At 63.1% G+C, this 24,026-nt stretch carries 25 protein-coding genes; 21 read left to right on the forward strand and 4 right to left on the reverse strand.

The features are described 5' to 3' along the window. Positions 1 to 40: 40 nt before the first annotated feature. Both FJW08_RS12025 and FJW08_RS12030 read left to right on the forward strand, forming a co-directional pair. Entirely contained in the window at positions 41 to 769 is a 729-nt protein-coding gene (locus FJW08_RS12025; RefSeq protein ID WP_140810720.1) for a class I SAM-dependent methyltransferase, read from the forward strand. A gap of 116 nt (positions 770 to 885) precedes the next feature. After that, positions 886 to 1,656: a sulfite exporter TauE/SafE family protein gene (locus tag FJW08_RS12030; RefSeq protein WP_140810721.1), complete on the forward strand. Its 771-nt coding sequence runs from the start codon at positions 886 to 888 to the stop codon at positions 1,654 to 1,656. A gap of 16 nt (positions 1,657 to 1,672) precedes the next feature. Here FJW08_RS12030 and FJW08_RS12035 read toward each other — a convergent pair whose 3' ends face one another. After that, positions 1,673 to 2,224, reverse strand: a complete 552-nt coding sequence (locus tag FJW08_RS12035; protein ID WP_140810722.1) for a DUF2269 family protein — start codon at positions 2,222 to 2,224, stop codon at positions 1,673 to 1,675. Between the two features lie 317 nt (positions 2,225 to 2,541). Here FJW08_RS12035 and FJW08_RS12040 point away from each other — a divergent pair, with 317 nt between their 5' ends. The 8 genes from FJW08_RS12040 (at position 2,542) to FJW08_RS12075 (ending at position 7,961) form a co-directional block, all read left to right on the forward strand. Further along, entirely contained in the window at positions 2,542 to 2,922 is a 381-nt protein-coding gene (locus tag FJW08_RS12040; RefSeq protein WP_140810723.1) for a cbb3-type cytochrome c oxidase subunit I, read from the forward strand. A 384-nt stretch (positions 2,923 to 3,306) separates the two neighbouring features. Next, complete coding sequence (locus FJW08_RS12045) at positions 3,307 to 3,840, forward strand: DUF1465 family protein (protein ID WP_140810724.1); 534 nt, start codon at positions 3,307 to 3,309, stop codon at positions 3,838 to 3,840. A gap of 96 nt (positions 3,841 to 3,936) precedes the next feature. Then, positions 3,937 to 4,449, forward strand: a complete 513-nt coding sequence (gene ruvC, locus FJW08_RS12050) for a crossover junction endodeoxyribonuclease RuvC (protein WP_140754762.1) — start codon at positions 3,937 to 3,939, stop codon at positions 4,447 to 4,449. Positions 4,450 to 4,462: 13 nt separating this feature from the next. Next, positions 4,463 to 5,083: a Holliday junction branch migration protein RuvA gene (ruvA, locus tag FJW08_RS12055; RefSeq protein ID WP_140810726.1), complete on the forward strand. Its 621-nt coding sequence runs from the start codon at positions 4,463 to 4,465 to the stop codon at positions 5,081 to 5,083. Between the two features lie 63 nt (positions 5,084 to 5,146). Further along, complete coding sequence (locus FJW08_RS12060) at positions 5,147 to 5,431, forward strand: AbrB/MazE/SpoVT family DNA-binding domain-containing protein (protein WP_140754758.1); 285 nt, start codon at positions 5,147 to 5,149, stop codon at positions 5,429 to 5,431. Then, a complete protein-coding gene (locus FJW08_RS12065; protein ID WP_210241185.1) occupies positions 5,428 to 5,832 on the forward strand; it encodes a type II toxin-antitoxin system VapC family toxin in 405 nt (134 codons plus the stop codon). Before FJW08_RS12060 ends, FJW08_RS12065 begins: the two co-directional genes overlap by 4 nt. Continuing rightward, a complete protein-coding gene (ruvB, locus tag FJW08_RS12070; protein WP_140754756.1) occupies positions 5,829 to 6,866 on the forward strand; it encodes a Holliday junction branch migration DNA helicase RuvB in 1,038 nt (345 codons plus the stop codon). Before FJW08_RS12065 ends, ruvB begins: the two co-directional genes overlap by 4 nt. 198 nt (positions 6,867 to 7,064) lie before the next feature. After that, positions 7,065 to 7,961, forward strand: coding sequence for a metallophosphoesterase (locus FJW08_RS12075; protein WP_140754754.1), 897 nt, complete (start codon positions 7,065 to 7,067; stop codon positions 7,959 to 7,961). 8 nt (positions 7,962 to 7,969) lie between these two features. On the opposite strand, the gene FJW08_RS12080 is transcribed toward FJW08_RS12075, so the two are convergent. Continuing rightward, positions 7,970 to 9,220, reverse strand: a complete 1,251-nt coding sequence (locus FJW08_RS12080; RefSeq protein WP_140810778.1) for a cellulase family glycosylhydrolase — start codon at positions 9,218 to 9,220, stop codon at positions 7,970 to 7,972. Between the two features lie 53 nt (positions 9,221 to 9,273). Between FJW08_RS12080 and ybgC the strand changes: the two genes are divergently transcribed. The 9 genes from ybgC (at position 9,274) to ftsH (ending at position 19,184) form a co-directional block, all read left to right on the forward strand. After that, the gene (ybgC, locus tag FJW08_RS12085) at positions 9,274 to 9,744 is read left to right on the forward strand and encodes a tol-pal system-associated acyl-CoA thioesterase (protein WP_140810727.1); all 471 of its coding nucleotides are present in this window, start codon (positions 9,274 to 9,276) and stop codon (positions 9,742 to 9,744) included. 259 nt (positions 9,745 to 10,003) lie between these two features. After that, entirely contained in the window at positions 10,004 to 10,714 is a 711-nt protein-coding gene (gene tolQ, locus FJW08_RS12090; RefSeq protein ID WP_015315267.1) for a protein TolQ, read from the forward strand. An 11-nt stretch (positions 10,715 to 10,725) separates the two neighbouring features. Beyond that, positions 10,726 to 11,178 carry a protein TolR gene (gene tolR / locus FJW08_RS12095; protein ID WP_027141797.1) on the forward strand — a complete coding sequence of 151 codons (453 nt, stop codon included), beginning with the start codon at positions 10,726 to 10,728 and terminating at the stop codon, positions 11,176 to 11,178. Positions 11,179 to 11,185: 7 nt separating this feature from the next. After that, positions 11,186 to 12,343, forward strand: a complete 1,158-nt coding sequence (locus FJW08_RS12100) for a TonB family protein (protein WP_140810728.1) — start codon at positions 11,186 to 11,188, stop codon at positions 12,341 to 12,343. 39 nt (positions 12,344 to 12,382) lie between these two features. Then, complete coding sequence (gene tolB, locus FJW08_RS12105; RefSeq protein WP_140754746.1) at positions 12,383 to 13,693, forward strand: Tol-Pal system beta propeller repeat protein TolB; 1,311 nt, start codon at positions 12,383 to 12,385, stop codon at positions 13,691 to 13,693. Between the two features lie 235 nt (positions 13,694 to 13,928). Then, the gene (gene pal / locus FJW08_RS12110; protein ID WP_140754743.1) at positions 13,929 to 14,435 is read left to right on the forward strand and encodes a peptidoglycan-associated lipoprotein Pal; all 507 of its coding nucleotides are present in this window, start codon (positions 13,929 to 13,931) and stop codon (positions 14,433 to 14,435) included. 180 nt (positions 14,436 to 14,615) lie between these two features. Beyond that, positions 14,616 to 15,707 carry a tol-pal system protein YbgF gene (gene ybgF, locus FJW08_RS12115; protein ID WP_140810729.1) on the forward strand — a complete coding sequence of 364 codons (1,092 nt, stop codon included), beginning with the start codon at positions 14,616 to 14,618 and terminating at the stop codon, positions 15,705 to 15,707. 58 nt (positions 15,708 to 15,765) lie between these two features. Beyond that, complete coding sequence (gene tilS, locus FJW08_RS12120) at positions 15,766 to 17,133, forward strand: tRNA lysidine(34) synthetase TilS (protein WP_140810730.1); 1,368 nt, start codon at positions 15,766 to 15,768, stop codon at positions 17,131 to 17,133. A gap of 122 nt (positions 17,134 to 17,255) precedes the next feature. Beyond that, positions 17,256 to 19,184: an ATP-dependent zinc metalloprotease FtsH gene (gene ftsH, locus FJW08_RS12125; RefSeq protein WP_140754739.1), complete on the forward strand. Its 1,929-nt coding sequence runs from the start codon at positions 17,256 to 17,258 to the stop codon at positions 19,182 to 19,184. Positions 19,185 to 19,437: 253 nt separating this feature from the next. Here the strand turns inward: ftsH and FJW08_RS12130 are convergent, their stop codons facing one another. Beyond that, positions 19,438 to 19,896: a hypothetical protein gene (locus FJW08_RS12130; RefSeq protein ID WP_140810732.1), complete on the reverse strand. Its 459-nt coding sequence runs from the start codon at positions 19,894 to 19,896 to the stop codon at positions 19,438 to 19,440. A 310-nt stretch (positions 19,897 to 20,206) separates the two neighbouring features. Continuing rightward, positions 20,207 to 21,064, reverse strand: a complete 858-nt coding sequence (locus tag FJW08_RS12135) for a hypothetical protein (RefSeq protein WP_140810733.1) — start codon at positions 21,062 to 21,064, stop codon at positions 20,207 to 20,209. Positions 21,065 to 21,433: 369 nt separating this feature from the next. Here FJW08_RS12135 and glmM point away from each other — a divergent pair, with 369 nt between their 5' ends. Together glmM and FJW08_RS12145 are read left to right on the forward strand one after the other, a co-directional pair. Then, positions 21,434 to 22,786 carry a phosphoglucosamine mutase gene (gene glmM / locus FJW08_RS12140; RefSeq protein ID WP_140754733.1) on the forward strand — a complete coding sequence of 451 codons (1,353 nt, stop codon included), beginning with the start codon at positions 21,434 to 21,436 and terminating at the stop codon, positions 22,784 to 22,786. A 254-nt stretch (positions 22,787 to 23,040) separates the two neighbouring features. Next, the gene (locus FJW08_RS12145; protein ID WP_140810734.1) at positions 23,041 to 23,892 is read left to right on the forward strand and encodes an outer membrane protein; all 852 of its coding nucleotides are present in this window, start codon (positions 23,041 to 23,043) and stop codon (positions 23,890 to 23,892) included. Positions 23,893 to 24,026 lie beyond the last annotated feature (134 nt).

Genomic DNA, 24,026 nt, shown 5'->3' on the forward strand with positions numbered 1-24,026 from the left:
CAGTCTTCCGCCAGGTGCCCGTCTGAAGAGCGAGAAAAACATGGCGCAGAACATTTACGATCAACCGGATTTCTTCGCGGGCTACAGCCGGCTTGGCCGCTCGGTCGAAGGCCTCGAAGGCGCCGCCGAATGGCCGGCGCTTCGCGCGATGCTGCCTGATGTCGCAGGCCTGAGAATCGTCGACCTCGGCTGTGGCTTCGGCTGGTTCTGCCGCTGGGCGCACGAGCAAGGCGCGGCCGACGTCCTTGGGCTGGACCTGTCGGAGAAGATGCTGGCCCGGGCGAGGGCCGCCGGCCCGGACACCGGCATCACCTATGAGAGGGCCAACCTCGACCAGCTAAGCCTGCCGCAAAGCGGCTTCGATCTCGCCTATAGTTCGCTCGCCTTGCATTACATCGAGGATATTGAGCGCCTGCTCAGGACCGTGCATGAGGCCCTGTCGCCCGGCGGCCATTTCGTCTTCTCGACGGAGCATCCGATCTATATGGCGCCGACCAATCCGGGCTGGTCGATCGATGGGGAGGGGAAAAAGACCTGGCCTGTCGACCGGTATCTGGTGGAAGGGCCACGCAAGACCGACTGGCTGGCCAAGGGGGTGGTGAAACATCACCGCACCATCGGCACCACGCTCAACACGCTGATCCGCACGGGTTTCACAATCGAGCATGTCGAGGAATTCCGTCCAACGGACGCGCAGATCGCAGCCATGCCGAACCTTGCGGAAGAGCTCGAGCGGCCGATGTTCCTGCTGGTTTCGGCGCGCCGATAGGTGCTCGAAGCCCGTTAGCCGGGCCGGTCGCGGCCAACCCATATTTGCGATCGCCGAGCAGACGATTCTGGGTTATTCAGGCGTCGACGCGCTTTCCCTCCAGACCAGTCCCTCCCATGTCAGGCCTGCTTCTCGATCCGTGGTTCTACGCGGCCGCCGTCCCGGCGGTCATTCTGGTCGGCCTGTCCAAGGGCGGCTTCGGCGGCGCCGTCGGTTTCGTCGGCGTGCCGCTGATGGCGCTGATCATGCCGCCGGTCCAAGCGGCCGCCATCCTGCTGCCTATCCTGTGCCTTATGGACATCGTCTCGGTGTGGACGTGGTGGGGCGTGTACGACCGCAAGATGCTGGTCGACATGATGCCGGGCGCCGTCGTTGGCATCGGGCTTGGCTGGCTGACGGCGGCACTGGTCACCGAGGAAGCGGTGCGGCTCATCGTCGGCGCCGTTGCCATCATCTTCGTGCTGCGCTGGCTTTACCTGCAATTTCGTCATGGTTCCGACCATGCGGCCGAACCCAATCGCGTGGCCGCGGCCCTATGGGGCACTGTCGCCGGGTTCACCAGCTTCGTCGCCCATGTCGGTGGCCCGCCCTTCCAGGTCTATGCCTTGCCCATCCGGCTCGACCCCAAGGTGCTGTCGGGCACGGCAGCGATCTTCTTTGCCGCCACCAACGCGCTGAAGCTCATCCCCTATTTCGCGCTCGGCCAGTTCGACACCGCCAATCTGACGGCATCGGCGGTGCTGATGCCGCTGGCGCCGTTGTCGACCATTGCCGGTGCATGGCTGGTGCGGCGGATGCGGCCGGAGATCTTTTATCCCTTCACCTATGCGACCGTGGCGGTCGTGGCCGTGAAGCTCCTGTGGGACGGGATCGCCGGCCTCATGTAGCGCATTCCAGCCCGCATCAGGCGGCGCTTGGCACCATGCGTCTTGGCCGGCCGAGCGCCATCGCGGCACCGGCGGCAAGGACCAGCACCATGCCCGCCAGGACAGCGAAGTCGTGCAGGGTCGGCTTCAGAACCATGTCGGTGATGATGACAAGCATGACCGCATAATCGAAGCGAGCCGCCCGCAGGATGCGGTGGCCATAGGCAAGGGCTGCGGGCGTCACGCCGTCCCTGGCGATCATCGCGGCCATGCGGTCGGCGGTCGGCTTGAAAACGAACATGCCGATGCAGAAGGTCGTGGCGTAGCCGGCAAGGCCGATCAGGACCCAGAGATCGGAGAAGCCGACCCAGAACGAGCACATGATCAATCCGAAGGCCAATGTCAGCATCGACATCGGCGCGAAGAAGCGGTTGCCCAACTCGCCGGTGGCGCGCATCGCCTGCAGCGTTCCCTGGATGTTGCCGGCACGATCCGCCAGCGTCGCCAGCACCATCAGCGTGAAGCCGCCGCCGACCCAAAGCGTCGCCGAAAGGATGTGCAGCAATTTGACGATGGAATACCAATCCATGGCTTTCTCCCCGATGCCCCTGGCGGCGCGTGCCATTGCCCGCCCGCCGATCAGATGTCGCAGCGTTTAGCGCCGCGGCTGTTTCGGTACGATGTCGCGGAAAACCGGCTGTGTTTCAGACTGCCGGATAACGAAAGGAGCAACTAATATGATGAACGCACCGCCCGGTTTTCTGCTATGTCGGCAGTGTCGGGGGACGCGACATCGTCCGGAAACAATGCCGATGCTAGTGCCGACGCCGGAAGTCCGGCGGCGACGGCGCTGGCGTGACGATCAACTCATTCCCAGCTTGGGAAAAGGCAATTCGGGGGACTAATATGCAAGGGATAGCACGGAATTTCTTCACGCTGGCGATCATCTATGCGCTGTGCGGCATGGCACTCGGCATCCACATGGCCATCAGCGACGACCACGGCCAGATGCCGACCCACGCCCACACGATGGTGGCTGGCTGGCTGATGTCGGCGGTCTTCGCGTTCTTTTACCACCTGTTTCCGTCAGCCGGGCAAAAGACACTGGCCCTCGTCCATTTCTGGCTGACGGCAATCAGCGGCATCGGGCTCATGATCGGCCTTTATATACTGCTTGCCGGAAATCCGGGGATCGAGCCGTTGCTGGGGATATCGTCGATCGGCTTCTACGCAGGCCTGCTGCTGTTCGCCTTCATTGCCTTGCCGGTGGTGTGGAAAAAGGCCTGAGTGAAGGCCGATGCCTGGCTGTGCGGCTGTGCTGTTACGGCACAGAAGCAGGGCATTGGGTCAAAAAATATCAGGGGTGTTAAGGGTTCATTAAGCTTTACGGGCGTTTACTATGTCCATCCAGTGATCTGGATTCTTACCGAGTGGTTGGAGCCACTTTGTTTGACGCCTCCCTGTTAAACTCCTGAGAGCCGCCTTATCCGCGGCTCTTTTTTTGTCCGAATTCCGGCGGTATGCCGCACAGCCGAGCGCTGTTAACCTTCTGTTAAACATGTGCTTGCCTTCACCCCGGACGAAGCGCATTTTCAAGCTTCAGTCTTATAGGGTCTCGGGTGTATCGGCAGAGAGCCGAATCGGCCGATTGCAAGTGCAGGGGCGTTATCAATGAACGAGCCTTCGAAGGGCATTGCGAAAACCGTGAAGCTGGCGGAGCGCCGGGTTTTTTCGCACTCCTTCAAACCGCTTTACCAGGAAGGCATGGGACTGGTCGAACAGGCGGCGGAGTATCTCGACGGCAAGGGCCGGGCCGAGGCCAAGAAACTGTCGCGGCTGGCGGCCACGCTCTACGCGGCCGAATCGATGCGGCTGACCACCAGGCTGATGCAGGTCGCCTCGTGGCTGCTTTTGCAGCGCGCGGCGAATTCCGGCGAGATGACCCGCGACCAGGTCGCATCGGAAAAGTCCAAGGTGCGCCTCGACACCGCTTCCGCCCATGACGAGGCGGCCGGCTGGGCCGAACTGCCGACCGATTTCCTCGACCTCGTCAACCGGTCGCTGCGCCTGCAGGCATTGGTGCGCCGCATGGATGAAGAGATCTACGGCGCCGGCGCGGTGGTCGACGTGCAGCCCGTCGCTCGCCGACCCAATCCGGTCTCGGACCAGATCAGCCTGCTCAACACGGCGTTCGCCCGCAATTAAGCGATTTCGCAATCGCTCCCCTTGAAATTGCAAGGGTTGTTTCCGGTTTGTTCACATTTCGCTGGCATCGCTGCCCGCCGGGGGTAAAGTCACCGGATGGGGGACGCGATTCGCATCATCGGTATCGATCCGGGGCTCAGGCGCACCGGCTGGGGCATCGTCGAGAGCCTCGGCAATTCGTTGCGTTTTGTCGCTTCGGGTACCGTGCGCTCCGAGGACAAGGCGGCGCTGGCGACGCGGCTCTGCCAACTGCATGACGGGCTCGCCGAAGTCCTGCATCAGGCCATGCCGCATGAGGCCGCCGTCGAACAGACCTTCGTCAACAAGGACGCCGTTGCGACGCTGAAGCTCGGCCAGGCACGCGGCATCGCCATGCTGGTCCCGGCGCGGGCGGGCCTCGTCGTCGCCGAATATGCGCCCAATGCGGTGAAGAAGGCGGTGATCGGCGTCGGCCACGGCGACAAGAAGCAGATCCACATGATGGTGAAGGTGCTGCTGCCGAAGGCGATCTTCGACACCGAACACGCCGCCGACGCGCTGGCCATCGCGATCTGCCACGCGCATCACCGGCAGAGTGCTGCCTATCGGCTGGCGGCATTGGCATCATGAGAGGCTGTTGGGAATGATCGGCAAGCTCAAGGGTACGCTCGACGAGGTCGACGAGGATTTCTGCCTCGTCGACGTGCACGGCGTAGGCTACGTCGCCTATTGCTCGGTGCGCACGCTCGCCGCGCTGCCTTCGCCCGGCGAGGCGGTGGTGCTGTTCATCGAGACCTATGTGCGCGAGGACATGATCCGGCTCTACGGCTTCCAGTCGCAGCTCGAGCGCGAATGGTTTCGGTTGCTGATGAACAACGTGCCGGGTGTCGGCGCCAAGGTGGCGCTGGCCATCCTGTCGACGCTGGCGCCGGCCGACCTCGCCAATGCCATTGCACTGCGCGACATCGCCATGATTTCCCGCGCCCCTGGCGTCGGCAAGAAGGTGGCCGAACGCATCGTCACCGAATTGAAGAACAAGGCGCCGGCCTATGCCGGTGCCGCTTCGGGCACGATCGGCCTGAAGCAGGAACTCGGTGAAGGCGTGGCGCCGGCGCCGATCACCGACGCTGTCTCGGCCCTGGTCAATCTCGGCTATTCGCGCGACACCGCCGCCAATGCGATATCGGCGGCGCTGAAGACGGCGGGTGAGGACGCAGATGCCTCGAAACTGATTCGCTTCGGACTGAAGGAATTGGCACGGTGATTGCTTGAAAACAAAATTCCAACTACAATATGCTTTGTAAGTAATTTCTCAGAAAGTAAGACAATGGGTGCTTGCGCAAGCCTGACATCGAAAGGCCAGCTTACCATCCCGAAGGACGTCAGGGATGCGCTGTCGCTCAAGGCGGGTGACATGATCGCCTGGACGGTAGTGGATGGCTACTTGATCGGGACGCCACGCAATCTCGACTTTGTCGACCTAGCGGGATTCCTGGGAGATCCGCCCGGCGGCCCGGCTTCGCTCGAGGAAATCGATGCAGCGGTTCGGGACGCGGTTGGACGGCATGTTGTCGGGGACGCGCCGAAGGGCGGGCATGAGGGAGACGCGTGACGTCGATAGGCATCGATACGAACGTTCTGCTTCGAATGGTGCTGAACGATGATGCCGAGCAAAGGGCAAAAGCCTTGGCTTTCGGCAAAGGCCTTAGTGAGGATACCCCAGGCTTTGTCAGCCTGATCGTCCTGGTCGAGTTCAGTTGGTCGCTGATTTCTCGCTACAGGATGTCCAGGGAACAAGTCCTGGCGGCAATTCAAAGACTGCTGAAAATCAGAACGCTGGTTTTCGAGGATTTCGATGCCATCGTGATCGCGCTCGAAAGGTCCAACATGCCGCAGGTTGACTTTGCCGATGCGCTCATCGCCGAACACAACCGAAATGCGGGCTGTTCCCACACAGTCACTTTCGATCTGCGGGCTGCAAGGTCCATTGCAAGCATGGAATTGCTGGCATGAGCCTTTCCCCCCGTCTCATTGCCCCGGAAAAGCGCGGCGAGGATGCCGAGCAGACCTTGCGGCCGCAGACGCTCGACGATTTTGTCGGCCAGGCGGCGGTGCGGGCCAATCTCAAAGTGTTCATCGAGGCCGCCAAGGGCCGCAAGGAGGCGCTCGACCATGTGCTGTTCGTCGGGCCGCCGGGGCTGGGCAAGACGACGCTGGCGCAGATCATGGCGCGTGAGCTCGGCGTCAATTTCCGCTCCACCTCCGGGCCGGTCATCGCCAAGGCAGGCGATCTCGCGGCGCTGCTGACCAATCTCGAAGAAGGCGATGTGCTGTTCATCGACGAGATACACAGGCTCAACCCGGCAGTGGAGGAAATCCTCTACCCGGCGATGGAGGATTTCCAGCTCGACCTGATCATCGGCGAGGGACCGGCCGCGCGCTCGGTCAAGATCGACCTTGCCCGGTTCACCCTGGTGGCAGCCACCACGCGGCTCGGCCTGCTCACCAATCCATTGCGTGACCGCTTCGGCATTCCAGTGCGGCTCAACTTCTACACGGTCGAGGAGTTGGAGCAGATCGTGCGGCGCGGCGCGCGCATCCTGCAGATGCCGCTCGGCAACGACGGCGCGCTCGAGATCGCGCGGCGCGCGCGCGGCACGCCGCGCATTGCCGGACGGCTGTTGCGGCGCGTGCGCGATTTCGCCTCGGTCGCCGGTGACGGCCATGTCGACCGCCTGATCGCCGACGAGGCCTTGACCCGGCTCGAAGTCGACGCACTCGGGCTCGACGCGCTCGACCGCCGCTATCTCGGCATGATCGCGCGCAATTTCGGCGGCGGGCCGGTCGGCATCGAGACCATCGCGGCGGGCCTGTCCGAGCCGCGCGACGCCATCGAGGACATTATCGAACCCTATCTGATCCAGCAGGGCTTCATCCAGCGCACGCCGCGCGGCCGCATGCTGACCGCCAACGCCTGGCGCCATCTCGGCCTCGACGCGCCGAAGGATCTGGCGCAGCAGCAGATCAATCTGTTCCAGGAAGAGTAGCCGCCGAAGCGGCTTTTCACGCCGCCGATCAAGCATCAGTGAACGGGCCTGCGCAAATTCTCCTCATCTTCGCCGCTTGCCGGCGTATTGCTGGATTGTATCGGCTCGCTGCCTCATGAATGTCGTCCTCCCAAATCCAGATCGTTTTTGGGCGACAGGCATCAGCGCATGCCGAAATGAGGTATCGGAGCCACTTTGATGATAACCAGACGCGGGTTCCTGCGCTTCATCGGCGGATCGTTCCTGTCGGTCGCCTCGTTCAGTGCGTACGCCATCGGCATCGAGCCGATGCTGCTGACGCATGTGAAGCGCTATGCGCTCACGCCACCGCATTGGCCCGCTGGGTTGAAGCTTCGCGTCGTCGCCCTTGCCGATATCCACGCCTGCCGGCCGTGGATGACGCCGCAGCGGATCGCTTCGCTCGCCGAAGAGGCGAATGCACTGCAGCCGGACCTGATCGTGCTGCTCGGCGACTACATAGCCGGCATGCGCCTGGTGTCGCAAAGGGTGACGCCGCCGGAATGGGCTGGCGCCCTGTCGGGCCTCAAGGCACCGCTCGGCGTGCTGTCGATCCTCGGCAATCACGACTGGTGGGCCGACGGCTTCGCGCAGCGTGCCGAAGTCGGCCCGACGATCGCGCGCAAGGCTCTGGAGAAAGTCGGTATCCCGGTTCTGGAGAACGACGCCGTGCGTCTGGAAAAGGACGGACATGGGGTATGGATCGCCGGCCTCGCCGACCAGTTGGCGCTGTTGCCGAAAAAGAAGCACGAGCCCGCCAGGGGATTGGACGATCTCGACGGCACGCTGGCCAAGATCAGCGACGCCGCGCCAGTCATCCTGCTGGCGCACGAACCGGATATTTTTCCAAATGTGCCGTGGCGTGTGTCGCTGACGCTATCGGGACACACCCATGGCGGGCAGGTGCGGCTGTTTGGCTATTCGCCCATCGTGCCGTCGCAGTTCGGCAATCGCTACGCCTATGGCCATGTTATCGAGGACGATCGTAACCTGATCGTCTCGGGCGGGCTCGGCTTCAGCAATTTGCCCATCCGTTTCGGCATGCGTCCGGAGATCCTGCAGATCGACCTCGGCTGACCGGCACTTCAGGGCAGACGTCGGATTGCGTCCATCACATCAGGCTCGGCCTTGTCGCCATTGAACGCATCGACCACGCCGAAAGCGCCGCCATAGCTCCACACCGACCATGAGAAGCCGTGCGCTTCGGCCCGCGCGATCATGTCCCTGACATAGGCGGCACGGTACCGCGCCGGCATCACATGGGCATTGCCATATTCCTGGCGGATCATGCCGAACTCGCCCAGCGTGATGTCTTCCGGCTTGATGCCGTTGACCTTCGCCCAGGCTTCGACGGCCTTGAACGGCGCATCCATCAGGCCAAGCAGCTTGTCGGCACTGTCCATGCTGGCGACCTGCTCGTCGAGATAGGCGAGCAGGCCGCTCTGCCGCGCCCAGGGCGCCTGTGCCTTTATACGGGCGCGGATGGTGTCAAGCGTCACATCGAGCTGCGCCTTTGGCACCGCGGTCAACGGATAGGGCAGGCCGGTCACATAAGGGATGAAGTCGCCGGCCCAGGTCGCGCCCTGGTGGGTCAGCAGGAACGGGTCGTAGGAGTGGAAGGTCCAGATGACGTTGTCGTCGGGGATCGCCCTCGGATCGATCTTCTCAAGAGACGAGGCGGCGGAATAGCAGGCTCCGGTCAGGACCAGCGTCAGTTTCGTCGCCGAGGCGCGCGCCGCCGCGAACAGCTTGCGCTGGCGGTCGGGCCACAGGTTGGTGCCGTCGCTGTCGCAATCGACGATCGGCTCGTTCATCGGTTCGAAAGCGACTTTTTCGGGATCTTCGCGTGCCAGCGTGTGGGCCATGCCGCGAACCATCTCGACATAGCGGTCGAAGGTCGCGGGATCGTCCATCACCTCGCCCATGCCGATCGTGCGGCTGCCGCCGGCCGGGATCAGGTGCATGTCGACGATCACCTTCAGCCCGGCGCGGTTGATCATGCGCGCCGAGTCCAGCACACTGGCATAGAGCTGGTCACGGAGGCCTGTTGTCTTGTCCGAGAGAAAAGGCGACGGATCGACGGGCATGCGCAGGAAATCGAAGCCGGCATCCTTCAGCGCCTCGAGGTCGGCCTGCTCGAGGAATTTGCGCCATTCCGGGTAAGGCAGGATGGCATTGGCATCGCCCCATTGATCCTCGCCGGGCCAGGTGACCCACTGGTCGAGATTGAGACCGCGCTTCATCGAGAAGGTCGCCGCCTCACAGGAAAGTGTAGAAGCCGCCAGCGCCAGCACGACTGCCATCAAGGTCTTGATCATCGTCGTCAACAGTGCCATCGGGTTCATGCGCCAAAAATACCTGCCGCGTCGGCATCCAAAAGGGAAGCGCAATGGGCGATCATGGTGAATCCGCGGCATTGATGGCCGGGCTTTCCGGCGCGCTGACCGAGTTCGGCCACCGGCTGATGGCGCGGGTCTATTATGCCGATACCGATTTCTCAGGCGTCGTCTATCACGCGCGCTATCTCGAATTCCTCGAGCGCGGCCGCTCCGACTATCTCAGGCTCACCGGCGTGCATCATACCGAACTCGCCGACGGCAAGCACGGCGAGAAGATCGTATGGGTGGTGCGCCGCATGGAGATCGACTTCCGCATTCCCGCCCGCATCGACGACATACTGACCGTCGACACCCGCACGGAGACCATCTCAGGCGCGCGCATCTTCATGGCGCAGCAGCTCAAGCGCGGCGACGAGGTGCTGGTCGAGGCCAGGGTCGAGGCGGCGATCATCGGCGAGAACGGCCGGCCGAGACGCTTCCCCAGGGAATGGGTCGCGGCCTTCATGCCTAGGGCACGTTGAGATTCAAGTGATGCCGGCCTGCGATGCCCGGGCGCGGCAATGCGCCGCGCCCAATGGACTAACCCATCCTTAACCATAACGGTTCATGAAGAGATTGGTGAAGATTGGCGTTATCCAGCGCCTTCCTTTCACCAATATTTGCCCCGAAAAGGCCGCTAACGGCACGGTTTGGGGTGTCCGGTAGCTTCGTGCGAACCGACCACAAGGGATGCCATGGGCCAGCCGCCAGCTTCGCCCGGAAAATCTTAAGGACGTAACGATGGAAAATATCGCACTCGCCGAACCGGGCGCGCAATTGTCGATTTGGGCCCTGTTCATGCAGGCCAGCTGGGTGGTCAAGCTGGTCATGATCGGGCTGCTCTGCGCCTCGGTGTGGACCTGGGCGATCATCGTCGACAAGCTGGTCGCCTATGGCCGCATGCGGCTGGCTCTGAACCGCTTCGAGCAGGTTTTCTGGTCCGGGCAGTCGCTGGAGGAGCTCTACCGCACGCTCGCCGACCGCAAGACGACAGGCATGGGCGCCATTTTCGTCGCCGCCATGCGCGAATGGAAGAAGAGTTTCGAGAAAGGCGCCAAGTCGCCACTCGGCCTGCAGACCCGTATCGACAAGGCCATGGACCTGGCGCTGACCCGCGAGATGGAGAAGCTGGAGGGGCGTCTCGGCTTTCTCGCCACGACCGGTTCGGCGGCACCGTTCATCGGCCTGTTCGGCACCGTCATCGGCATCATGACCTCGTTCCAGGCCATCGCCGGCTCCAAGAACACCAGCCTCGCGGTGGTCGCGCCCGGCATCGCCGAAGCGCTGCTGGCGACGGCCATCGGCCTGCTTGCCGCCATTCCGGCGGTCATCGCCTATAACAAGCTGTCATCGGATGCGAGCAAGATCGCGGTGCGCATGGAGGGGTTCTCCGACGAGTTCTCCGCCATACTCTCGCGCCAAATCGATGAAAAAGTCGCGCCGAAGGCCTGAGGAGTAACGAGATGGGTATGTCCGTAGGCATGGGAGGGCGCGGCGGGCGTGGCCACCGGCGGCGCGGCCGTCACCATGCGTTGATGTCGGAGATCAACGTCACCCCGATGGTCGACGTGATGCTCGTGCTTTTGATCATCTTCATGGTCGCCGCACCGATGCTGACGGTCGGCGTGCCGATCGACCTGCCGGACACGCAGGCCAAGGCGATGAATGCCGACACCCAGCCGATCACCGTCTCGATCGACGCGACCGGCAAGATCTTCCTGCAGGAAACCGAGATTCCGATCGAGGAGCTGGTGGCCAAGCTGCAGGCGATCTCGAAGACCGGTTATGAAGAGCGCATCTTCATCCGTGGCGATAAGTCGACCGACTACGGCACGGCCATGAAGGTCATGGCTCGCATCTCGGCCGCTGGCTACAAGAACATCGGCCTGGTTTCACTGCAGGAACAGGATCAATAGACGCACGATGAGGACCGGCCTCACCACATCGGTGATCTTGCATACGGCGGTGCTGGCCTTCGGCCTGTTCACACTGTCGGCGCCGGCCGCGCTGCCGTCAGCGGACGTCGAGTCGGTCGCGGTCGACATCGTGCCGATGGAGGCCATCGCGCAGACCTTGCAGGGCGACAAGAAGGCCGTGATGCATGAAAAGCCGGCGCCGTTGCCGACGCAGCGTCCCGACATCGTGCCAAATGCGCAGAAGGTGGGCGAAAACAGCGTCGACACCGACAAGCCGATAACGCCGGAAGCCAAGCCGAAACCCGTCGACACGACCTCGGCCCCGGCGCCAGCGCCGACCCCGAAGGAAATCCCGAAGACCGAGGACGTGCCGAAGCCGCAGGAAAAGCCCAAGCCCATTCCGGCGACGGAAGTGGCGCCAGCGCCGACGCCCAAGGAAGAGGTCAAGCCCGAGCCGGTCAAGCAGACGGAGCCCAAGCCGACGCCGGCCAAGCCGGCGCCGACCCCGCCGCCGCAGGACAAGACCGCCGCTATCGATCCGACCCCCGAGGTCAAGCCGGATGCCGTCGCCGAGGCCATAGCCAAGGAACCGCCCCCCGAAGAGACCCAATTGCCGAGTTCCGCGCCGGCCCCGGAAGCCCGGCCCAAGCCGCAACAGGCACAGCCCGAAAGCGCCAAGGCGCCTGACCGCAAGAATGCCGACAAGCCGGTCAAGGAAGCCTCGTCCAAGCCGAAGTCCGACGACAAGCAATTCAACGCCAACGAAATTTCGGCCCTGCTCGACAAGCAGAAGCCGTCCGGCGGCGGCGCCAAGCGCTCGACCCAGCAGGCGTCGCTCGGCGGCGACAAGGATCAGGGCCAGAAGCTGTCGAAGTCGGAGCAGGGCGCCCTGGAAAGCCAGCTCGGCGGTTGCTGGACCTTGCCGGCCGGACTTGAAGGTTCGGAGAATTTCGTCGTCGTCGTCCGTTTCAATCTGAACAACTCCGGCAAGCTCGACGGCCGTCCGTCCGTTGAAACATCGAGCGGCAACAGGCAGTTCGATGAGAGTGCGGTGCGCGCGGTTCAGAAATGCGACATGGCCGGCCTGCAGGTTCCCGCCGGCAAGCAGGACATCTGGAACGACATCCGGGTCACCTTCGATCCAAGGGAGATGCTCGGCCTGTAGGCCCTGACATCCGAAAATCAGTATGAGAAGCGAGAAGACATGAAATCAATCCTCAAGCCGCTCCTGATGATTGCCGCGATGGCGATGGGCATGACCGCTGCAGGCACGCTGCCGGCGCTGGCGCTCGTCGAGCTCAACGTCAACAAGGGCAATGTCGAGCCGCTGCCGATCGCCATCACGGATTTCCAGGGCGGCGATGCGCTTGGCGCCCAGATTTCCCAGATCGTCACCGCCGATCTCAAGCGCTCCGGCCTGTTCGCGCCGATCGACAAGAGCGCCTTCATCGAGAAGATCGCCAATCCGGACGCGACCCCTCGCTTCGACGACTGGAAGGTGATCAACGCGCAGGCGCTGGTCACCGGCAGCGTCAGCAAGGAAGCAGACGGGCGCATCCGCGCCCAGTACCGGCTGTGGGACACTTTTGCCGGCCAGCAGATGGCCGGCGAGCAATTCTTCGCCAACGACGCCAATCAGCGCCGCGTCGCCCACATCATCGCCGATGCCATCTATGAGCGGCTGACCGGCGAGAAGGGCTATTTCGACACGCGCGTCGTCTTCATCGACGAATCCGGCGCCAAGAACGCGCGCAAGAAGCGCCTCGCCATCATGGACCAGGATGGCGCCAACATCCGCTATCTCTCGGATGGCCGGTCGATCGTGCTGACGCCGCGCTTCTCGCCGAACCGGCAGGAAATCACCTACATGTCCTATGAAAGCGGCCAGCCGCGGGTCTATCTCCTGCAGATCGAGACCGGGCAGCGCGAACTGGTCGGCAATTTTCCCGGCATGACCTTTGCGCCGCGCTTCTCGCCAGACGGCCAGAAGGTGATCATGAGCCTGCTGCGCGACGACGGCAATTCCAACATCTTCGCCATGGACCTGCGCAGCCGTTCGACGACGCGGCTGACCAACTCGACCGCCATCGACACCTCGCCCTCCTATTCGCCCGACGGCAGCAAGGTGGTGTTCACCTCCGACCGTGGCGGCCGCGCGCAGATCTACGTCATGGGTGCCGACGGCTCGGGCCAGACGCGCATCTCCTTCGGCGACGGCGTCTATTCGACGCCGGTGTGGTCGCCGCGCGGCGACCTCATCGCCTTCACCAAGCAGACCGGCGGCGAATTCCAGATCGGCGTCATGAAGACCGACGGCTCTGGCGAACGCATCCTGTCCTCCGGCTTCCAGCAGGAAGGCCCGACCTGGGCGCCGAACGGCCGCGTGCTGATGTTCTTCCGCGACTCCAATGGCGGTCCGAAACTGGTTTCCGTCGATCTCACCGGCCGCAACGAGCAGCCGATCCCGACCGCGAATTTTGCTTCGGATCCGGCCTGGTCGCCGTTGCTGGAATAGGTTCGACCGAATTGCCACACAAGCTGAAAAGGGGCCGTTTTCGGCCCCTTTTCCATGCCTTCGTCGCGTTTTGGCCGCATTTCCGCCTAGGGTCCGCGCCAACTGTGGCTTATGACGAAACGGCTGCGGACGGGCGGCCTAAACCAAATTTTAACCGTGTTTCTTGAATGCCGGTTAACCCAAACGTGGTTACTGGGTGATCAACGAAATCACTCGAATGCGAAGGAGAGGCGGCATGGGCCGTATCGCAGCACTTACCAGAAACCCGGTCATGATCGCGCTGGTGGCGATGCTCGCCGTCGCCGGTTGCGCTTCGAAGAAGACCCCGAACAACGCGGCCGACCTTGGCCTCAATGGCGCAGGTGCCGCGACACCCGGCTCGGCGCAGGACTTCACCGTCAACATCGGCGACCGTATCTTCTTCGATACGGACTCGACGTCGATCCGGGCCGACGCGCAGACGACGCTTTCGCGTCAGGCGCAGTGGCTGAACCAATACAAGCAGTATGCCATCGTCATCGAAGGCCATGCCGACGAGCGCGGCACGCGCGAATACAATCTGGCGCTTGGTGCCCGCCGCGCGGCCGCCACCCGCGACTTCCTGGTCTCCAAGGGCGTTTCGGCCAGCCGCCTCAAGACGATTTCCTACGGCAAGGAACGTCCGGTCGCCGTATGCGATGACATCTCCTGCTGGTCGCAGAATCGCCGCGCCGTCACCACGCTCAGCGGCGCTGGTTCCTGATCGGCAAAAATACAACACACTTCTGCGAAAGGCGGCCTCCGGGCCGCCTTTTTCACATCCTGACGCCCGAAACAAAATTTGGCCGAAGTCTCGCGCCCTGCTATGAGCCGAGGGCGCTTGGCTGGTCTCACATCGATTGGGAAGGCGCGAACAAGCTAACGATTGGACGGCGAGAGGCACATGCATTTGAGATCGGTTCTGAGCGGCACGCTTGCGCTGCTGCTCCTATCAGGCGTAACCGCTTTGGCGAGCGGTTCCGGGCAATCAACCGAGAGCGGTTTTTCCTTCCATCTGCCGACACTCGAGTTGCCCAGCCTTTTCGGTGAGAAGAAAAAGCAGGATCAGGTCCAGCTCGCGCAGTCGAGCGGCGCCGGCGTAACCGGGCTCGAGGACCAATTGCGGCAGCTGACCGGCAAGGTCGAGGAACTCAATTTCCAGATCCTGCAGATGCAGGAGCAGATCCGCAAACAGCAAGAAGACAACGAGTTCCGCTTCCAGCAGCTGGAAGGCGGGCCGCAAGGTGGACAACCGGCGCAGAAGAAATCAGATGCCACCACCGGAACCAACACCAACGTGGCCTCGGCCCCGGCAACCCAGGCGCCGGCTGATGCCGGCGCCGCGCCCGGCAGCGATCAATCCACGGGCGGCAAGACCGTCGAGGACGTCATCGTCGAATCACCCGATGGCGACCCTGGCAAGGTGATCCCCGGCAAGGGAGCGCCCGAAAAGACCTTTGGTTCCATCACCGTCGACAAGAATGGCAATGTGATCGATGCCGGCGGCAGCACGCAGGCAACCGCGCCGGCACAGGACATGGCACCAGCCACCGGCGCACCTGCCAAGGCCGGCAAGTCCGGCGGCACGGTGGTCGCGGCGCTGCCCGCCACCAACAACCCCGAAGAGCTCTATCGCAACTCCTACCAGTTCATCCTGTCGGGCGACTACGGCACCGCCGAACAGGGTTTCCGCGACCATATCTCCCGCTTCCCCAAGGACGCCAAGACGGCGGACGCGCATTACTGGCTGGGGGAATCGCTGCTTGGCCAGCAGAAATACCGCGACGCGGCAGAAGTCTTCCTCGCCGCCAGCAAGGACTATCCCAAGGCCAAGAAGGCACCCGACATGCTGTTGAAGCTCGGCGTGTCGCTGGTCGGCCTCAAGCAGCATGATGTCGCCTGCGCCACCTTCAGCGAGGTCGGCAAGCGCTATCCCGATATTTCCAACACACTCAAGGAACGCGTCAAGCAGGAGAAGGCCTTGGCTGCGTGCTGATTTTTCCTTGGAACGTCGCAGTCCCAAACCCGGGACCACATTTTGGCGACATGCATTGATGCTCGACACCGAGCCTGATCTTTCGACGAGACTTTTTTCGCATATCGATTTTTCCAACGGCGCTGTTGCGGCCGTATCGGGCGGCAGCGACTCGACCGCGCTCCTTCTCCTTCTCAAACAGCATCTCGATAAAACCGCACCGTCCGCCAGACTGTTGGCCGTGACGGTCGACCACGGCTTGCGGCAGGGTTCGGCTGATGAGGCGCGGGCCGTGGCGAAGCTTTGCGCGGAACGCGGCATCGCCCACCGCGTCCTGGCCTGGTCCGGAGAAAAACCGTCGACGGGCCTGCCGGCGGCAGCGCGAGAGGCGCGCTACCGGCTGCTGGCCAGCGCCGCCCGGGCGGAGGGCATCGGCTTGATCGTGACCGGACATACATCCGACGACCAGGCCGAGACGGTGCTGATGCGGCGCGATCGCGGTGATGCAGCCCGCGAAGCGGGACGGGGTCTTGCCGGCATGGCGCCCGCCACCTTGCATGAGTGGCGCGACTGGATCGTGCGACCGCTTCTTGGCATCCGGCGTTCTGCGCTGCGCGATTTCCTGCGGCGCCAACAGGTCGGCTGGGCCGAGGACCCGACCAATGCCGATGAAGCCTTCGAGCGGCCGCGCATACGCGCAACGCTTGCGGGGGAGGCCGGCGCGCAGCGCATGACCGACGCGCTGGCGTTGGCAGCGCAGGAGGCCGACGCCCGCACCCGGCTTGGCGCCGAAGCCGCCTGTCTGATCGAGCGCTTTGCCAGCCAGCCGGCATCGGGCCTCATCAGGCTCGACCCGGCCCTGCTCAGCGCCGGCGACGACCGGGCGGCCGTCTACGCGCTGCGCATTCTGCTCGCGACGTCGGGCGGGATTGCCTTCCTGCCGGACCAGGCTCGCAGCGAGGCGTTGTTCGCCCGGCTGAAGGCCGGATTTCTTTGCGCCACATTGTCGCGGACGGTGGTCGACTTCAGGCGCGCCGGCATCTTCCTGCGCCGGGAGATGCGGGGCTTGCCGGCGGCAGCGGCAGAGGTCGACGCCGCCATCTGGGACGGGCGCCGCCAAATCACATTGAACGACGCCAACGGCGCATTGTTGATCGCCCCTCTCGGGGTAGTGGCGGCGAAGCGGCTGGCTGTCGACCGGGGCAAGACGCCGCCAAGCCTGATGCGCGGGGCATTGGCGGCTGAACCAGCCCTGCTGCAAGCCGTCGAGAAGGCTGGTCCGGCGCCTGATCGGCCCACATCGCAAGCGTTCGCGGCGTCGCCGGTCGTTGCTCCCTTTGCCCGCTTCCTGCCGTCCTTCGATCTGGCCCCGGCGCGCGCCGTCGCCGGGTTGATCGGAGCGGCGCCACTTCCCGCCTTGCCATTGCGTGGCCACAGTGCCGGTTGATGCTGCGTGAAAGCTTAACCCATACATGCTGTTCTGCTTGGCAAGGGGGGACGCTCTCCCTATGTTAGGCCCAAGTTTCCTCTCATGATGCCGTCCGCTCGCGGACGCCAACGGGACAATTGATGAATCCGAACTATCGCAACCTCGCGCTCTGGGCGATCATAGCGGTCCTGCTCATCGCCCTCTTCAATCTGTTCCAGACGCCGCAGACGCGCGGGGCTTCGAGCGATGTGCCTTATTCGCAGTTCCTGCAGGATGTCGCGGCCGGGCGGGTCAAGACGGTGACCATCGCGGGCGCCCGCATCACCGGCACCTACACCGACAATTCCAGCGGCTTCCAGACCTATTCACCCGGCGATCCCCAGCTGGTCTCGCGTCTGGAGGACAAGAACGTCACCATCAATGCACGGCCCGAGACCGACGGCTCCAATTCGCTGTTCGGCTACCTGATCTCGTGGCTGCCGATGATCCTCATCCTCGGTGTCTGGATATTCTTCATGCGCCAGATGCAGTCCGGCTCCGGGCGCGCCATGGGCTTCGGCAAGTCGAAGGCCAAGCTCCTGACCGAGGCGCATGGCCGCGTCACCTTCCAGGACGTCGCCGGCGTCGACGAGGCCAAGGAGGACCTTGAGGAGATCGTCGAGTTCCTGCGCGATCCGCAGAAGTTCCAGCGCCTCGGCGGCAAGATTCCGCGCGGCGTGCTGCTGGTCGGCCCTCCCGGCACCGGTAAGACGCTGCTTGCCCGCTCGGTCGCCGGCGAAGCCAACGTGCCGTTCTTCACCATTTCGGGCTCGGATTTCGTCGAGATGTTCGTCGGCGTCGGCGCCAGCCGCGTCCGCGACATGTTCGACCAGGCCAAGAAGAATGCGCCCTGTATCATCTTCATCGACGAAATCGACGCTGTTGGCCGCCACCGCGGTGCGGGCCTCGGCGGTGGCAATGACGAGCGCGAGCAGACGCTGAACCAGCTGCTGGTCGAGATGGACGGCTTCGAGTCAAACGAAAGCATCATCCTGATCGCCGCCACCAACCGACCCGACGTGCTCGATCCGGCATTGCTGCGTCCAGGCCGTTTCGACCGCCAGGTGGTGGTGCCGAACCCCGACATCGTCGGCCGCGAGAAGATCCTCAAGGTGCATGTGCGCAACGTGCCGTTGGCGCCCAACGTCGACCTCAAGGTCGTCGCTCGTGGTACGCCCGGCTTCTCCGGCGCCGACCTGATGAACCTGGTCAACGAATCCGCGCTGATGGCGGCGCGGCGCAACAAGCGCCTCGTCACCATGGCCGAGTTCGAGGACGCCAAGGACAAGATCATGATGGGCGCCGAGCGCCGCTCGTCGGCCATGACCCAGGCCGAGAAGGAGCTGACCGCCTATCACGAGGCCGGCCACGCCATCCTGGCATTGAACGTGCCGTCGGCCGATCCGCTGCACAAGGCAACCATCATCCCGCGCGGACGCGCGCTCGGCATGGTCATGCAGTTGCCGGAAGGCGACCGATACTCCATGAGCTACAAATACATGATCTCGCGCCTCGCCATCATGATGGGCGGCCGCGTCGCCGAGGAGTTCAAGTTCGGCAAGGAGAACATCACATCGGGCGCTTCCTCCGACATCGAGCAGGCGACCAAGCTGGCGCGCGCCATGGTCACGCGCTGGGGCTTCTCCGACAAGCTCGGCCATGTTGCCTATGGCGACAACCAGGAGGAAGTGTTCCTCGGCCATTCGGTGGCGCGCACGCAGAACATCTCGGAAGAGACCGCGCAGATCATCGACGGCGAGGTGCGCCGCCTGATCGACGAGGCCTATTCGACGGCGAAGTCGGTGCTGACCAAGAAGAAGAAGGAATGGATCGCGCTTGCGCAAGGCCTGCTCGAATACGAGACGCTGTCGGGTGACGAGATCAAGCAACTGATCGCGGGTGAGAAGCCTGCGCGCGACCTTGGCGACGACACTCCCCCGAGCCGTGGCTCGGCCGTGCCGAAGTCCGGTGGCCGCCGCAAGAAAGGTCCCGAGCCCGAAGGCGGCATGGAGCCGCAGCCGCAAGGCTAGACCAGAGCGGTTCACCGTCTCACGGAACGCAGAAGCGCTCTATTCTTTTGTTTGACGCCATTCCCGATTCAGGCGACGCGCTTCAAGTCTTTGTTTTATGCCTGTCGTTGCCCCAGAACTGAACCACTTTTGGGGGACATCGCCTCGGGGGGGCGCCGGACGTATGATAGCAGATCCTCGGGACAAGCCCGAGGATCACGGCTCAATGTCTGCGTGAAAAACGGTGAACCGCTTTATCCGCCGCATTCGATTTTTATGATTCAGCTTTCAGCCGCGCATTGCACAGGCTGTAATAACCGCCGCCCTTCTGGATCCAGCGAAGGCCGTTCAACGTACCCGCCTCCTTGTTGTCATCGTAACCCTGCAGGCAGGTCTTCATCCGCGCCTTCGCGGGCTTTTCGGTCTTGAACTCGGCGGCGAGGGTGGTCGGGAATGTCACGCCCGCCGGCGCTACAGTGGGGGCGACCGCCGCGCTGGTTTCCTTTTTCGGCTGCAGCGCGGTTTTGACCGTATCCGCGCTGACACTCTCCGCGGTGGACGTCGCGCATTTCTCTTTGCGGAAAGCGGCCCAGTCCATGCCGTTCAGAGTGCCGCCTTCCTTGGCTGTCCGATAATTCTCGCCGCATTCCTTCATCGTCAGTGCGCTTGCAGGGGCGACGCTCCAAGCAACCAATGCCGCCACAGCCAATACCGCCGATTTCAAACTGAGCATGAGATCCCTCCTGGTTGATAAACAAGTTATGTGTCCTTTTTGTATACTGTTTGTTCCTTGTATGTTCAATCAGAATCTTTGGGAGCTTCCGACAAGCCTGGCGGCGGGCAGTGTGGGCGAATTGATGATGCCGACAGCTCCCGCGATATGCAGATGCGAGCAAGGCCGCGGGCGTCGTCGCGCGCAACAAAAGGCCCGCGATGCAGATGCATCGCGGGCCTTTACCTGTCCTTGCCAGATTTTCCGTCTAATTCAACTCGATCTCAACCGGCTCATGCCCCATCGATCTCTGGGGAATGCCACGCGTGGCTCAGCCCTTCAGCTTGGCATTGCAGAGGCTGTAGAAGCCGCCGCCCTTCTGGATCCACTTCAGGCCGCCGAGTGCGTTGGCGTCCTTGAGGACATAGTACTGGTCGAGGCAGGTATGCATGCGGCCCTTTCCGGGAGTTTCGCTGGCATATTTCGCCGAGATCGCGGACGGGAAGGTGACGCCCTTGGGCGCAACCGTCGTCGGCTTTGCCGGCTCCTTGGTGTAGCTCGCCTCGCTCGGGGCGGGCACGGTGTCGTCGTCGGACGCGCTGGCGCCGCATTCAGCCTTGCGGAAGTCGTTCCACTTCATGCCCTTCAGCGTGTTCGCCGTCTTGGCAGCCTGGTACTTGGTGCTGCATTCGGCCATGCTCAGGCCCTTGCCAGAAGCGGCGGCCGGGGCGGTCGTGGTCGCAGCCTTGGTGGTCGCCGGCTTGGTGGTGGCGGCGGATGCGCCAGCGGCGCATTCGGTTTTGCGGAAGTCGTTCCACTTCATGCCGTTCAGCGTGCCGGCAGCCTTGGCCGCCTGGTACTTGGTGCTGCATTCCTTGGCAGTCAGGCCCTTGGCCGTGCTGTCGGCAGCGGCGGCGGCAGCCTTGGTGGTCTTGGCCGGCTTGGCTTCGGCCGGCTTGGTTTCAGCGGCCTTGGTCGTGGCCGCCTTGGTGTCCGTGGTGGCCGCGGCGTCGGTACCGCATTGCGCCTTGCGGAACTGGTTCCAGGTCGCTCCGGCAAGTGTCCCCGCGTCCTTGGCGGCGTTATACTTCGTGCTGCACTCGGCCATCGTCAACGCGTTGGCTGGCGCGGCCAGGAACAACGTTGCGACCGCGAGGCCGGTCAGAGTAGCAATTCGGTGGATGAGCATAGCGTTTCTCCGTGGCTGCAGCCCATTATACGTCCCAGCGAATCAATAACGCTCAACGGTCGGTTGCGCCAGATGCCAAGCGGCGTATATATCGTCGGAAATCGCGTTCTGACGACAAGGTGATGAAATCATTTGGCCTTACGGCCGCCGAGGCAAGAATTCTCGGGGTGCATCTGCGCCGAATGGCTCGCAAAACTGGTATATTGTGGCGCAACAGTGTCGCCATGCATGGCTGCGGCCATGTTGTGTGCGACGCACAACAATGATTTTCTAAGGATTGGTAACATATAATCACACAATGTGATCAAGGCACGGCGGCCAACTGTGGCATGACGTGCCGGCTAAGGACAATCGGGGATACTGGCTAGCATGGCAGGGAATTACTTCGGCACGGACGGCATTCGCGGGCGCGCCAACAAGTTTCCGATGACCGCGGAGATCGCCATGCGGGTCGGCATGGCTGCCGGCCTTTCGTTCCAGCGCGGCAGCCACCGCCATCGTGTCGTGCTCGGCAAGGACACCAGGCTTTCCGGCTACATGATCGAGAATGCGATGGTGGCCGGCCTTTGCGCCGCCGGCATGGATGTGTTCCTGCTCGGCCCGATCCCGACGCCGGCGGTGGCCATGCTGGTGCGTTCGCTGCGCGCCGACATCGGCGTCATGATCTCGGCCTCGCACAATCCCTATTACGACAACGGCATCAAGCTGTTCGGGCCCGACGGCTACAAGCTCTCCGACGAGATCGAAGAACGCATCGAGAGCATGCTCGACAAGGATATCGAACTGGCACTCGCCGATTCCGACGGGCTTGGCCGCGCCAAGCGCGTCGACGGCGTGCATGACCGCTATATCGAATTCGCCAAGCGCACCTTGCCGCGCTCGATGTCGCTGTCGGGCCTCAGGATCGTCGTCGACTGCGCCAATGGCGCGGCCTACAAGGTGGCGCCCGAGGCGCTGTGGGAACTCGGTGCAGAAGTCGTTGCCATCAATGTCGAACCCAACGGCTTCAACATCAACAAGGAATGCGGTTCGACCCATCCGGCCGGGCTGCAGAAGAAGGTGCACGAAGTGCGCGCCGACATCGGCATCGCGCTCGATGGCGATGCCGACCGCGTCGTCATCGTCGACGAGAACGGGGCCATCGTCGACGGCGACCAGATCATGGCGCTGATTGCGGAGTCCTGGCACCAGAGCGGGCGGCTGGCCGGCGGCGGCGTCGTTTCGACAGTCATGTCCAATCTCGGCCTCGAACGCTTTCTCGGCGACATGAAGCTGCAATTGCACCGCACCAAGGTCGGCGACCGCTATGTCGTGGAGCATATGCGCGCGCATGGGCTCAATGTCGGCGGCGAGCAATCGGGCCACATCGTGCTGTCCGACTTTTCGACCACCGGCGACGGTCTGGTCTCGGCGCTGCAGGTGCTGGCCTGCATCAAGCGGCAGGGCCGCCCGGTCAGCGAACTGTCGAAGAAGTTCGAGCCGGTGCCGCAACTGTTGAAGAACGTTCGCATCGCCGGCGGCAAGCCACTGGAGGAAGCCCCGGTCAAGGCCGCGATCGAAGACGCCCGCCACCGTCTCGGCAAGGCCGGGCGGCTGGTCATCCGTCCATCCGGCACCGAGCCGCTGATCCGTGTCATGGCCGAGGGCGACGATCCGCAACTGGTCGAGGCCGTCGTCAACGACATCGTCGGGGTCATCTCGGAAACCCGCAGCGCCGCCTGATCTCCGCCCGCCCGCAACGCGTCGCGCCGCCGCCTTGGTTTGCATCGAAGCCCGCCCCTCCGGCGGGCTTTTTTGCTGGCCGGAGAACCGGTGGCCTTCTGTCGAAATCCTCGCCGAATCCCCGGAATTCTAGAGATTCGTGGTTAATCGACAGGGTTAAACGCCTTTTAACTTTTGCAATTCATTATCCACGCCTGAAAGCCAATCTCATTCGGACACGATCGCCGTTCCGAGGGTTTCTAGGGGTGACAAGCATGTTCAATACAGCAAGAAAGGCCCTGTTCGCGCTGTTGTTCGCGGGCCTGGCCTGGCCGGTGTTCGCGGCCGACCTGCCGGAGCCGCAGGTCGAAGAAGCGCCACCGCCGGTCTACGAGCAGCCGGTGGATGTCGGCGGCTGGTATATTCGCGGCGACATCGACTATCACAAGTCCGATGTGCGCGGCATCGACTATTCAACCTACAGCCTCGATCCCTGCAACTGCGGTAACATCCTGGTTGGCGGCACAAGCTTCGATTACGGCAAGCTCAAGGGCGGCTTCTCGCTCGGCGGCGGCGTCGGCTACAAGATCAACGACCACTTCCGCACCGACCTGACCGCCGACTACTGGTTCAAGTCGAACTTCAACGGCGGAACCTCGGGCGTGGACTCGCTTGGCAATCCCACGACATCGGTCGAAGTGTCGAAAATGAGCGCCTTGCTGCTGCTCGCCAATGCCTATGTCGATATCGGCACCTGGCACGGCATCACGCCCTATGTCGGCGCCGGCATCGGCGGTGCGCGCGTCAAGTGGGATACTGTCTACGATCCGAACACCACCGAGACCAACCCCGGAGCATCCAATTGGCGCTTCGCTTACGCTCTGATGGCCGGTGCTTCCTACTGCCTGACCGACAAGATCATCCTCGATGCCGGCTACCGCTTCTCCCATATCCAGGGCGGCCGAATGTTCGAATGGGATGCGAGCAGCGCCGGCCCAGGCTTCGACCGTGGCATCAACACACATGAGGTGCGGGGTGGCCTGCGTTACCAGTTCGGCGGCAACAACGGTTGCGCCGCACCGGTGGTGGCCTACCAGCCGGAACCCGAGCCGATCTACACCAAGTAATCGCCGCGAAGTTCCAAGAATTCGTCGACCGCCCGGTATCAGCCGGGCGGTTTTCGTTTGAGATGATCCGAGGCGAATCCTTTCGAAATCAATTCGCTAACGCCCTGTTAGCCTTAACCGGCACTTAACCACTA

Source organism: Mesorhizobium sp. B3-2-1, from assembly GCF_006439515.1.
Taxonomy (GTDB): Bacteria; Pseudomonadota; Alphaproteobacteria; order Rhizobiales; family Rhizobiaceae; genus Mesorhizobium.